This is a genomic window from Pedobacter sp. GQ55 (genome assembly GCF_059758925.1).
In genome coordinates, this window is sequence record NZ_JCAXEI010000003.1 from 253,494 (window position 1) to 266,529 (window position 13,036).

The window sequence follows — 13,036 nt, forward strand, 5'->3', positions numbered from 1 at the left end:
AAGCCTGATTGTTTTAATAAATTAACTAAAGATCCTTAAAAAATGATTTTCAAGGTGATTTCTCATGCCGTTTCTAAATAGTTCAGGAGAGCCATTCTCGAGAATATCGATCAGTCCTTTATGGGATACGAATTTTTGAATTTGAGCAGGTTTTTTCAATAAACCGCTGTTGTGTACATAATCAAAAACAGGTAACAGCATTTTTTGAAATCGTTTTAGTGTTTCATTACCTGCTATTTCGTAAAGCTTTCCATGAAATATGATCTCATGGTCTATATGAAAAATATGATCTTTTGCGGTATCAGGCTCAGTTTTCACAATCTCTTTTAACTCTTCTATATCTTTTGGGGTGATACGTTGAAAAAGAAGATCAGCCATTCCTATTTCCAGCACCAGCCTTAATTCAAATATCTCTCTTAGGGTATCCTGATCCAGAATATGAGGATTCATGCTTTTGCTCATAATGCCGAAGATATCGGGACTGGTAATTACTGAACCTTTTTTCTTCTTTGTATCTATAAGGCCCATCATTCGTAACCTTAAAAGCGCTTCGCGGACAACGGTACGACTTACCCCCAGACTTCTGGATAGGTCTAATTCTGTAGGTATAATATCACCAACTTTTAATTTCCTTTCTACAAGGAGCTTAACAAGGTTGGCTTCAACTTTATCAACCAGCGAACTGGTATCTAATTGAATGAGGGATTCAGTAGGGTTAGGCGTCATATTATGTTATACATATGTTTTTATCGGTAGAAATAGCTAAAAATAAAGATTAAGCTGTTATTTCAATACAATGTTAATAAAAATAATATAAATATTTCTTGCAATATAGAAATATAAGTCACACCTTAGTCTTATTATGTTATACATAATGCTAAAACCTAACCAAAAAAACAATGAAAAGACTTTACCAAAAGTACGTTAGTCAAGTCCTGCTAACGTTAATTTTAAGCATAGCAATGCTTACTGTATCAGGCCAAAACACTAAAATATCTGGACGGGTAGTAGATGCCAAAGGGCAGGGGATACCTATGGCTAGTGTTTTGATTAAAGGAACCAAAATTGGAACTGCAACCACCGATGCTGGTAATTTTTCAATCTCTGTAAAAAAAGGAGAGGTCCTTGTAATCAGTTATACAGGATATGTTACACAAGAAGTAGCCGTTGGAAGTCAGTCTTCACCCACTATTACACTCATTGAAGATATGCAAGGCTTGAATGAAGTTGTGGTAACCGGCTATGGCACCCAGAAAAGATCAAAACTAACTGCTTCTGTATCGAAACTCGATAATAAAGTGCTGGAAACGGGAATACGTTCTAATCCTGCGCAGGCCTTAGCGGGTACAATTCCGGGATTAAGGGTAACGACTTCAACAGGTAGACCGGGGTCAGTGGCTAGTGTGATTTTAAGAGGGGGAACTAATTTTGATGGTAGCGGAAGTCCGCTGATTCTTTTAGATGGTCAGGTTCGTGGTTCATTAAGTGATATTAATCCTGAAGACATTGCAAGCATGGAAGTATTGAAAGATGCAGCAGCAACTGCCATTTATGGTGCAAGAGCAAGTAATGGGGTAATTCTTATCACCTCTAAAAGAGGGAAAGCAGGCTCTTCTTCTATTAGTGTAAAGGCTAAAACAGGCTTCAATTATTTAAATATTCCTTATAAATTTTTAAACGCGGAAGATTATATCAAGTGGACACGCCTTGGGGTAGTAGAAGCCATGAGAAATGGAACACTAGGTACCTTAACTTCTAATACAGCACTATCTGCCGTTGGTCCACGAAGTACGGGTAACGTTTATAAGGATGCTGCAGGTAATTTAGTGGATGGAAATTATGACAATAGAGGCATTTGGAGTACCATGCGTTTAACGGATGTGAATAGAGAGTTGTTGGGGCAGCCTGGTTGGAAAACAATGAAAGATGCTGTTCCAACAAATGCTCTTGGAAATTACGATGCTAATGGAACCTATGCAGATTTAATCTACAAGGATTTCAATTATGGCGACATGGCTTTTAAATCCAAAGCATATACGCAGGATTATAACATTGCGATGGACGGTGGAAATGAAAATGGTAATTATTATGCCAATCTGGGTTATTATAATGAAGATGGATTGGCTTTAAATACTTTTTACCGCCGCTTGAACTTTACATTAAACGGTGACTATAAAATTAAACCCTGGTTAACTTCTGAAAGTGGTATTCAGTTTACCCGTGCTAATTGGAGGGATCAAACGCTAATTAATGGGGAATCGAACTATTGGGGCCGGATGCTTTCTGCACCTCCAACCATGCGCGGAACCAATGCAAAAGGCGAGTTGTTATTGGGGCGTGATGCTTCAGATGGAAATCCTCTATTTAATTTGGATAAATTCAAAGTGAATAACCAAAGCGATAAATTCACTTTGAATCAGGCTTTTAAAATTGACCTGGCCAAAAATCTGAATGTACGGGTTAAAGGTATTTTATTTTACGATGAAGAATTTGATGAAAGTTTTAATAAGGATTATCGTACAGGTGTAATGAGTTTAACCAATCCGGCAGTGGGCTGGAACAGAGATAGAAGCTCTGGTGCTTATTTTAGTCGCTCTATCAAACAAACTTATAATGCGGTTGCAAATTACAAGATAGATGTTGCAAGTAAACACCATGTAGATGCCATGGCAGGTTTTGAATATTATGAGGCTTACGATAAAGGTTTTAGTGCGAGTGGTAGATTGGCGCCGACTGATGATTTCTCAGATCTAGGCTTAACCATTAAAGATGTTGGTGGTATTGGCCAGAGAAATACTGATTCCTGGCATTCCAAAGAACGCATCCTTTCGTCTTTTGGAACATTGAATTACGATTTTGATAGTAAATATCTAGCTTCTTTCACTGTGAGGAGAGATGGATTTTCCAGATTAGCTGGCGATAACCAATATGGAATTTTCCCGGCAGCATCTGTGGGATGGCTTGTACACCAGGAAGACTTTATGGCTTCAACTAAAAGCTGGTTGTCTTATTTGAAAATCAGAGGAAGCTGGGGTAAAAATGGAAATATTGGTATAGGTACATCTAATGCTGTTGGTTTATATGAAGTTCAGGGTGCGTATTCTGCGCAACTACCTTATAATGGTGTTGTTGGTTTTCTAAACACACCTGCTAACCCTAATTTAAAGTGGGAAAAAACAACTACTGTTGAAGCAGGACTTGAAGTTGGATTATTTGATAACCGCGTAACTGCTCAGGCTGCTGTTTACAATAGAAATACAACAGATAAACTGGCCTATATTGAAGTGCCGCTATCATCAGGTGTGGGTAGTATCCGTACCAATAACGGAAGCATGCGCAACCGCGGTGTTGAGCTTGAAGCAAGTTACAAAATTTTAAGAGATGGTGCCGTAAAATGGCAGGTTGGTGCAAACGCAGCATGGAACAAAAATATTGTTACTAAGCTTCCTTACAATGGAAACGAAAATAACAGACAGGGTGGCCGGCAGGTTTATGATCCCGCAACAAAAGGACTGGTTTGGGTAGAAGGCTTACAGGAAGGCAGAGAGTGGGGAGAGATCTATGGTTTTGTAAGTGATGGTATTATTAGAAATGCAGAAGATCTGGCGGCTTATAATAAAATAGATTTGGCTGCCGGACAAGTATGGTATGGGGCTTCTGCCGGTAAAAAAGTGGCCAGTCAGGTGCTTATCAATGGCAAGAATTTAAATGCAGGCTCAACTACATTTATTGCTACGCAACTGGGTGACATGAAATGGAAAGACGTAGATGGTAATGATACAATTGATACCAGAGATATGGTTTCTCTGGGTCGTAGTTTACCTCGTTGGCAAGGTGGTTTCAATACCAGCGTTTCTTATAAAGGATTTAGCTTATACACCAGAATTGATTATGCTTTAGGACACACACAAATGGATTTCCAGCAGATGTGGACTTTAGGAAGTTTCCAGGGTGAATTTAATGCCACCGATGTGGTGAAAGATACCTGGACGCCACAAAACGTAAATGCACCTTATCCGCGCTATACCTGGGCAGATCAGTTAAATGCTAAAAACTTTGATCGCCCCAGTTCAATGTTCTTAGTCAATTCAGGGTATCTTGCTTTCAGGGAGGTTTCCTTAAGTTACAGCTTACCTGCAAAGTTGTTGGAGCGTGCAAAGCTAAGTGCGCTTACTTTTACAGTAACCGGGCAGGATTTAGGATATATCACCAACAAACAGTTGAATTTACCTGAACGTACAGGAGCACAGTCTAGTGCTTACACTATTCCAACGAAGTTGATCTTCGGAATGAACCTTACTTTTTAATATACACTTATTTTTAAACCGATGAAGACATTTAAATACATCATATGTGCAGTAATGATTGTCCTTGCTGGCACTTCATGCAAAAAGACCTTAGATCTTGTTCCTGAAGATTATTTTGGAGATAACAGTTTCTGGCAAAACGATGCGCAGGTCACCAATTTCATGGTCGGAATTCACAAACAATTCCGGGATAACCAATTCCAGTTTTTCAGACTGGGAGAGCTTAGAGGGGGAGGTTTTAGTAACGTTGACAGGCAAAACACTTCTTTATCTGAGTTGAATGTGATTCAACAGGATCTTTCTGAAGTTACAACCGGGGTGAGCAGCTGGGCGGGACTTTATAGTCCGATCCTACAGATCAATTTATTTATCCAGAGAGTAGAAGCGATTGGTTTTCTTGATCAAACAAAGAAAAATACATTGTTGGGACAAGCGTATGGTTTACGTGCGTATTATTATTTTCACTTGTTAAGAACTTATGGAGGTGTTCCTTTGGCTCTGGTGCCGGATGTTTCCAATGGTCAGCAAGATCCATTAACATTACGCAAAGCAAGAGCAACAGAGGCAGAAGTTTTGGCACAGATCAAAAGCGATGTCAATAAATCTGTTTCCTTATTCGGTGGAACAGGTTCCGGGGCTGACAGAAGCCAATGGTCTTTAAATGCCACTTTGATGTTAAAAGGTGAAGTATATTTATGGTCTGCAAAGGTTTACAATACCACTGCTGATTTAGCAGAAGCCAAGACTGCATTAAATGCGGTTACTGGAGCCAGCTTGTTAAGTAATTTCGCCGACGTGTTCAAAACGAAAAACAATAGCGAAATCATTTTTGCCATTCGCTATAATGTAGGTGAGGCCGAAATGCCGGTTGCTGCATTTACCTATTCAACCTTTAATTTCGACTCGCAGCACTACAAAGATTCTTTAGCGAGCGGCCCGTTATTAGTAGATCCTTTGAAATTACAAAGTACAAATTCCCTGCAAGTGATCCAGCGTTATGGTTATACCTTTGAGTTGTTCCAGTCCTACGGTGTTGCAGACACCCGCAGAAACGCTACTTTTTACGATTACTACAAAGTAAATGCAGCGGCTAACCCAAAAGTAGTAACCATTAGAAATACAGCACTAGTTAAATTTATTGGTCCTGATCCGGCAACGACAACGAATAAGAAATACTTTATCGACGATTATCCAATCTACAGGGAGGCCGACAGACAATTGCTATTAGCGGAAATTGCAAATGCAGAGGGCGCGGATCCATCACCATTTATTAAGCTGATCCGTGACCGCGCATTTGGCCCCGGTCTTGATCCTACACCTTTCGTAGCTGGTTCAAAAGACAAGAATGAATTGGCTATTTTTACAGAACGTACAAAAGAGTTTGTGTTCGAAGGCAAACGTTGGTATGATTTACGCCGTATGAAAATTGGTTCGGAACCTTTAGCGTTCAAAAGTATCAGTCATCCTTATGGTGTATTGAACAAAGGTACTGAAGCCTATAAAATCCTTTGGCCAATTGATAAGGGGGTATGGACAAACGACCCAACTGTGAATCAAACACCTGGTTACATTACTACAAAACCTTAATATTTCACTAATTATTGTTAATGTGTCGGATAAAAATCTCCGGCACATTAACGTAATATTTACAATAAACTAAGAACATCATGTCATTTCAAAAATTAGAGGGTTTAATCGCCGCTCCTTTTACTCCAATGGACAATAATGGAGCCATCAACTTAACTATTATTCCTGATTACTATAGATTTTTAAAACACAATAAAGTTACAGGCGCTTTCATCTGCGGATCAACCGGTGAAGGTGTTTCCATGTCTACAGATGAAAAAAAACAAGTAGCCAAAGCCTGGGCCGATTGCACCAATGATGATCCTGATTTTAAAGTGATGTTATTTTTAGGAGGTACAAGCATTACAGATTGTAAAGAACTTGCTTTGTATGCTAAACAGATTGGGCTTTACGCTGTCTCTTTTACTGCTCCTTTCTATTTCAAACCTGCAAATGTAGATATGCTGGCTAAAGCTTGCGCAGAAATTGCCGCGGTAGTGCCAGATATGCCTTTCTATTATTACCACATCCCTGTGCTAACTGGAGTAGGCTTTGCTATGTATGATTTGTTGCAGGCGGTTGATGGTAAAATTGAAAACTTTGCGGGAGTAAAATATACACACGAAGATTTTATGGATTTCTTATCTTGTATAAACTTTAAAGAAGGAAAGTACGACATGCTTTGGGGTCGCGATGAGAATATGCTCTCGGCACTAGTGCTGGGCACAAAAGGGGCAGTAGGCAGTACATTTAACTATGCAGCTCCTTTATATTATGATATGATCGATGCTTTTGAAAATAACGACTTAAAAAAAGCCAATTCACTGCAGCAGCAATCTATAGATATGATCAGATTGTTAGGTAAATACGGTGGTATAGCTACAGGAAAAGCTTATATGAAAGTGGTTGGAGTAGATTGTGGAGCGTTTAGGTTACCAGTTAAAAACATGGATAGCAATCAGTTTGAACAATTTAAATCTGATGTAGCAGCGCTTGATTTTAATACTTTTAAATCAAATGTGCCTCATTAGTTTTTAATAATAGGCTTATGAACAAATACTTATTTTCTTTATCAATCCCTTTTATGCTAATGTTAACTGATGTTTCTGCCCAAGAAACTGTAATAGAGCGAGTGCAATGGTGTGCAGCTGCAAAACTGCAAAATGCAGATGGTAGTACTTCATTGGGCTTTGCAGGTGCTGTAAATGCTGTTTATAATGACGCCCTTTTGGTTGCAGGAGGCGCTAATTTCCCTGATAAAATGCCATGGGAAGGAGGTAAGAAGTATTATTCTGACAAGATTCAGATATTGCTTAAGCAAAACGGACGCTATGTTTGGAGTACAAAAACATCAAAACTACCAGAGCCTGTAGCTTATTGCGGTAATACTTCAACTGATTTGGGAGTGGTTTATGCCGGTGGCGAAGGTCATAGCGGTTTATCTAACAAAGCGTTTCTCATTAACTGGGATACTCCGGAATTGAATATCATTGTAAAAAAATTACCCGATTTGCCAATTGCTGTTACTAATACCGGACTTACTCATATTGGTAACACGGTTTATCTGGTGGGAGGTGATAAAGAAAAAAGTTCATCTGATGCCTTTTATAAACTCGATCTAAATGTTAAAGATCCGATATGGCAAAAATTACCGAGCCTGCCGGTGCAATTAGCAAACGCCTTGGTTGTAGCCCAGGCTGACAAAATTTTTGTAATTGGCGGCCGTACTAAAACACCATCAGGAATTAGTGATTTACACCATACAACTTACGCTTATGATTTTGATGCAGGCAGCTGGCAAAAGCTGGCTGATATTTCTGATGGCAAACTAACAACTAATTTTTCTGCCGGAGCTGGAGTTGCCGTAGCTAATGATCTTATTTTGGTTACAGGTGGCGATAATGGAGCGGTTTTTCATAAAATAGAGAAATACATATCCCAAATAGCTAAGTCTGCGTCACAGGAGGAGAAAGATAAACTTACTTTAGAAAAGAATAAGTTAAGCATTAACCATAAGGGGTTTTATAAAATACAACTGGTGTATAATACTAATAAAAATACATGGACTAAATTAGGTCCGCTGCCTTTTCAGGCACATGTTACTACAACTGCTACTAAATGGGGCAAAGATGTTGTTCTATCTAACGGAGAAATAAAACCTGGTGTGCGGACCCCATTGGTAATGATAGGTAAGATAGAAACCCATTTAGCTTCAAAAAAATAATAATATGCTAAAGAAAAACACAAATAATTATGCCTGGGTGCTTGTTGGATTGCTGTGGGTGGTGGCATTATTAAATTATATGGACAGACAAATGCTGTCGACCATGAAGGCCGCAATGCAAATTGACATTGCAGAACTACAATCGGCCACCAACTTCGGTTATCTGATGGCAATCTTTCTATGGATATACGGTTTTATGAGCCCTGTTTCAGGGATTATAGCCGATAAATTCAATAGAAAATGGTTAATTATAGGTAGTCTATTTGTTTGGTCGGGTGTTACATTTTTAATGGGCAATGCCGAAACCTTTAATCAAATCTATTGGTTAAGGGCAATAATGGGTGTTAGCGAAGCCCTTTATATTCCCGCAGGATTGTCTTTAATAGCCGATTTCCACTCGCCTAAAACACGATCTTTAGCTATTGGGATTCATATGACTGGACTATACATGGGCCAGGCCTTAGGAGGTTTTGGAGCCACCATTGCCGATAAGTTCTCATGGCAATCTACCTTTCATTGGTTCGGAATAGCGGGTATTGTTTACTCGTTTATTTTAATCCTCTTTTTAAGAGAGAAAAAGGCAAGTGATGATGAAATGGTATCTGATAAAATTATAATAAGCGTCAAAACCTCACTTTTTAAAGGGTTGTGGTTGCTGCTTACAAATATTTCTTTTTGGATTATTCTGTTCTATTTTGCAGTTCCAAGTTTACCCGGCTGGGCGGCAAAGAACTGGTTGCCGACATTATTTGCGCAAAACCTAAATATTCCAATGGCAACTGCCGGACCACTGTCAACCATTACAATAGCGGCTTCTTCCTTTCTAGGGGTAATATTTGGGGGTATTTTGTCTGATAAATGGGTGCAGAAAAACATCAAAGGGCGTATTTATACTAGTGCGATTGGTTTGGCATTAACCATTCCATCGTTATTGTTACTGGGCTTTGGCCACTCACTCTTTCATGTTGTTGGGGCGGCTATTTGCTTTGGTATAGGCTTTGGAATGTTTGATGCCAACAATATGCCCATTCTTTGTCAATTTGTTTCGGCCAAATACAGGGCAACGGCATACGGATTAATGAATATGACCGGAGTATTCTTCGGCGCTTTTATAACCGATTTATTAGGCAAATCTTCTGATGCCGGCAGTCTTGGTAAAGATTTCGCAATGCTTGCCGGAATTGTGGTCATTGCATTGGTTGTTCAGCTTTATTTTTTGCGTCCACAACATAACGATTTTGTTGATGCGTAGTAGTTTGATAGTTAAATAGATTTATATAAGATGATGATACAGCGAAATATTATGAAAGCTATTCTGGTAATGATTATTGTATTAGGCATTACCTCATGTAGCAAAAAAATATATACAGAAACAGGTACTAACGCTATAAAAATTACCGCCGTTTCTACAGAGAATCCAATATTTAAAAGAATGGAGGCAAATGCTTACCTGCGTATTGAGGTAAACATACCTGCAGGAAATGCGGAAATTGCCTATAAAGCCATTTCCGGATCTGTAGATAAAGAAGCAATAAAAGATATAGCTAAGCTGGAAGTATATCAGGGTAATGAAAAACCTGACTTTAATGGCGCTAAATCAATCGGAAGCACTGTTCCTTCAGGCAATAAATTTATCATTCCTTTTGATGTAAAATTAAAACCAGGTATTCATTATTTCTGGCTTAGCGTTGGCTTAAAGAACGATGCCAATATAGATCACAAATTAGATCTGAAAACAGATTTCTTTACTGATTTATCTGGGCTCGCTTATAAAATTAATCAGAATAAGCATACAGCGAAACCACTTGGCATTGCATTGCGTAAGCCTAAAGATGAAAACGTGCATACCTATCGTATCCCGGGAATCGTTACTACTGACAAAGGTACCCTGATTTCAGTTTACGATATCCGTTATGATCACAGTGGTGATCTTCCGGCAAACATAGATGTAGGCATGAGCCGAAGTACTGATGGTGGTAAAACATGGGATTCAATGAAAACCATTATGGACATGGGGCGTGCAGATGAAAACAGTGGTGTAGGCGATCCTTCTGTTTTGTACGATCCGGTTACCAAAACCATATGGGTTTCAGCTTTATGGAGTAAAGGAAATCGCTCTATTGCCGGTTCTGGCCCAGGCCTTACACCCGAAGAAACAGGGCAATTTGTGGTAACCAGCAGTACTGATGATGGACTTACCTGGAGCAAACCTTATAGTATCACTTCACAGGTAAAGAATCCGGAATGGAGATTGTTTTTCCCTGGTCCAGGAAATGGTATTGCTATGGCTGGTGGCAAGATTGTTTTCCCTGCACAATATTGGGATGCTCAAAAAATGCCGCATTCTACATTAATATATAGCGATGACCATGGTAAAACATGGAAAAGCGGGATCGGTGCAAAATCTAATACCACGGAAAGCCAATTGGTAGAAACCGCTCCAGGAACCATCATGCTAAATATGAGAGATAACAGAGGAAGCTTTAGAAGCATCGCTACTACTACCGATATGGGTAAAAGCTGGACTGCACATTCAACCTCTTATAATGCACTTGCAGATCCTGTTTGCATGGGAAGTTTTATTAAAGCAAAAGTTAAGGTTAAAGGGGTATTAAAAGACGTGTTGTTCTTTAGTAATCCAAATGTTTCCAAGGCACCAAGAAGGGATATCACCATCAAAGCTAGCTTGGATATGGGCGAAACCTGGATGCCCGCCAATCAATTACTAATAGATGAACGTGATTCTTTTGGCTATTCTTCGCTTACAAAAATCGACGACTATACCATTGGTATTTTGTACGAAGGCATAAGTAGTTTATTATTTGTAAGGGTTCCAGTAAGCGATATCATTAAATAATTATGTTCAGGAAAAGGTCAATATTGCTATTTGTAATGCTATGGTCACTTGAATTAACCTCGTACAGTCAGGAGGTACGGGTTGCCTGTATTGGTAATTCAGTAACTTTTGGCGCCGGTCTCAAAAATCCTGCAAAAGAATCTTACCCTTCAGTATTACAGGATTTACTTGGGCAAAAATATGAGGTTAAAAACTTTGGCCTAAGTGGAGCTACACTTTTAAAAAAGGGACACAGGCCTTATTATAAAACAAAGCAGTTTCAGGATGCTATGTCTTTTAAGCCTGACATTGCGATTGTACACCTTGGTTTGAACGATACTGATCCCAGAGATTGGCCTGAATTTAAAGGCGATTTCAAATCAGACTATTCATGGCTATTGGATACACTTAAAAAACAAAATCCCAATGTAAAGCTATTCATATGTAAACTTACACCCATATTTAATGGCCATCCAAGGTTTAAATCTGGCACACGCGATTGGTATTGGCAAATTCAGGAACAAATAATTGAAATTGCCCAGGCTAACAATACCGGCTTAATTGATCTAACATCGACTTTATATAACAGGCCCGATTTGTTTGCCGATAACCTGCATCCCGATAAGGAAGGAGCAGCCATCATCGCAAAAACTGTTTACGGATACCTTACCGGCAATTATGGCGGACTTGAGCTTCCAGAAATCTTTACAGATCATATGGTGCTTCAGCGCAATAAACCTATAAGTATATATGGCACAGCAAATAGCAATGAACAAATTAAAGTTTTATTTAATCATAAACACCTTACTGCAGTTGCTGATAATGATGGTAAATGGAGGGTTCTGTTTCCCGAAATGTCACATGGCGGGCCATATGAGTTAAGTGTGCAATCAGGCAATAAAACCATTTCTTTGACAGACATTCTTATCGGCGATGTTTGGCTATGTTCAGGGCAGTCAAATATGTCATTTACTTTAAGTGCTGCTAAAACAGGGAAAGCAGAACTAGCTCAAATCAAAGCGAATAGGATAAGGTTGTTTAAGTTTAATCAGTACGCGGAAACAAATGATACCCCATGGGATGCCAAAACTCTAGAACAAGTTAATGCGCTTAAATACTTTTCGGGAAGCTGGACGCCAACCACTTCAGAAACAGCTGCAGGCTTTTCTGCAGTAGGATACTATTTCGGTAAAAAAGTGGCAGAAGAATCAGGAGTGCCCATTGGTTTAATACAACTTGCCGTTGGCGGTTCAACTATAGAATCCTGGATCGACAGGTATACTATGGAACACGATGAGCAACTTGTTGATGTGCTTACGGATTGGCGAAAATCTGATTTTATACAGGAGTGGGCCAGAGGTCGTGCCGATGTTAATCTTAAAGAAGCATCAAATCCTAAACAGCGCCATCCATACGAGCCAATTTACAATTACGAGGCAGGCGTAGCCAAACTAACTCAATTTCCTATAAAGGGTGTAATATGGTATCAGGGCGAGAGCAATGCGCAAAACCTAGATTTATATAAACATACATTTCCAGTATTGGTACATAGCTGGCGCAAAAAGTGGGGATACGATTTTCCCTTTTATTACGTGCAACTTTCAAGTATAGATCGCCCGTCATGGCCTTATTTCAGAGATGCCCAGCGTAAATTATTAAAAGCCATACCTAATACCGGTATGGCTGTAAGTTCTGATGTAGGTGATTCTTTAAACGTCCACCCCAGCAGAAAAATGGAAGTTGGGCAACGATTAGCACTTTTGGCCCTTAAAAACACTTATCACAGGTCTATCGCCGCTAATGGCCCTAGCATTTCAAGCTTTAAACAAGAGAAGAACAATATCATACTTTCATTTACTGAGGCTAAAAAACTTTCTACACGAAACGGAGAACCCCTAATGGGTTTTCAATTCACAAACCCAAAAGGATATCGCATCACCGCAAAAGCCACTATAATTAATAATAAGGTGATTTTAAAGATTCCACAGGGTGAAATCATAAAAGAAGTGCTATATGCATGGGAGCCCTTTACCAGGGCCAACCTGGTTAATGAGGCAGGTCTGCCGGCTTCAACTTTTTCAATTCCATTAAATTAAAATATTT

The 13,036-nt window shown here is 39.2% G+C and carries 8 protein-coding genes; 7 read left to right on the top strand and 1 reads right to left on the bottom strand.

All coding sequences use genetic code 11. The features are described from left to right. Positions 1-21: 21 nt before the first annotated feature. Entirely contained in the window at positions 22-726 is a 705-nt protein-coding gene (locus AC6CH7_RS09990) for a FadR/GntR family transcriptional regulator (RefSeq protein WP_498262556.1), read from the bottom strand. A 173-nt stretch (positions 727-899) separates the two neighbouring features. On the opposite strand from AC6CH7_RS09990, the gene AC6CH7_RS09995 reads away from it, so the two are divergent. The 7 genes from AC6CH7_RS09995 to AC6CH7_RS10025 all read left to right on the top strand — a co-directional run bounded on the left by AC6CH7_RS09995 (position 900) and on the right by AC6CH7_RS10025 (position 13,029). Then, complete coding sequence (locus tag AC6CH7_RS09995; RefSeq protein ID WP_498262557.1) at positions 900-4,307, top strand: SusC/RagA family TonB-linked outer membrane protein; 3,408 nt, start codon at positions 900-902, stop codon at positions 4,305-4,307. A 21-nt stretch (positions 4,308-4,328) separates the two neighbouring features. Next, positions 4,329-5,894, top strand: coding sequence for a RagB/SusD family nutrient uptake outer membrane protein (locus AC6CH7_RS10000; RefSeq protein ID WP_498262558.1), 1,566 nt, complete (start codon positions 4,329-4,331; stop codon positions 5,892-5,894). A gap of 80 nt (positions 5,895-5,974) precedes the next feature. Next, entirely contained in the window at positions 5,975-6,904 is a 930-nt protein-coding gene (locus AC6CH7_RS10005; protein ID WP_498262559.1) for a dihydrodipicolinate synthase family protein, read from the top strand. A 17-nt stretch (positions 6,905-6,921) separates the two neighbouring features. Continuing rightward, positions 6,922-8,097: a galactose oxidase gene (locus AC6CH7_RS10010; RefSeq protein ID WP_498262560.1), complete on the top strand. Its 1,176-nt coding sequence runs from the start codon at positions 6,922-6,924 to the stop codon at positions 8,095-8,097. 4 nt (positions 8,098-8,101) lie between these two features. Beyond that, positions 8,102-9,349: an MFS transporter gene (locus AC6CH7_RS10015; protein WP_498262561.1), complete on the top strand. Its 1,248-nt coding sequence runs from the start codon at positions 8,102-8,104 to the stop codon at positions 9,347-9,349. A gap of 30 nt (positions 9,350-9,379) precedes the next feature. Then, entirely contained in the window at positions 9,380-10,954 is a 1,575-nt protein-coding gene (locus tag AC6CH7_RS10020; RefSeq protein WP_498262562.1) for an exo-alpha-sialidase, read from the top strand. Positions 10,955-10,956: 2 nt separating this feature from the next. Further along, positions 10,957-13,029, top strand: a complete 2,073-nt coding sequence (locus AC6CH7_RS10025) for a GDSL-type esterase/lipase family protein (RefSeq protein ID WP_498262563.1) — start codon at positions 10,957-10,959, stop codon at positions 13,027-13,029. Positions 13,030-13,036: the final 7 nt, after the last annotated feature.

Bases quoted from the DNA above. Each gene is read 5' to 3' on its own strand.
- AC6CH7_RS09990 (WP_498262556.1), bottom strand. From the start codon at position 726: ATGACGCCTAACCCTACTGAATCCCTCATTCAATTAGATACCAGTTCG.
- AC6CH7_RS09995 (WP_498262557.1), top strand. From the start codon at position 900: ATGAAAAGACTTTACCAAAAGTACGTTAGTCAAGTCCTGCTAACGTTA.
- AC6CH7_RS10000 (WP_498262558.1), top strand. From the start codon at position 4,329: ATGAAGACATTTAAATACATCATATGTGCAGTAATGATTGTCCTTGCT.
- AC6CH7_RS10005 (WP_498262559.1), top strand. From the start codon at position 5,975: ATGTCATTTCAAAAATTAGAGGGTTTAATCGCCGCTCCTTTTACTCCA.
- AC6CH7_RS10010 (WP_498262560.1), top strand. From the start codon at position 6,922: ATGAACAAATACTTATTTTCTTTATCAATCCCTTTTATGCTAATGTTA.
- AC6CH7_RS10015 (WP_498262561.1), top strand. From the start codon at position 8,102: ATGCTAAAGAAAAACACAAATAATTATGCCTGGGTGCTTGTTGGATTG.
- AC6CH7_RS10020 (WP_498262562.1), top strand. From the start codon at position 9,380: ATGATGATACAGCGAAATATTATGAAAGCTATTCTGGTAATGATTATT.
- AC6CH7_RS10025 (WP_498262563.1), top strand. From the start codon at position 10,957: ATGTTCAGGAAAAGGTCAATATTGCTATTTGTAATGCTATGGTCACTT.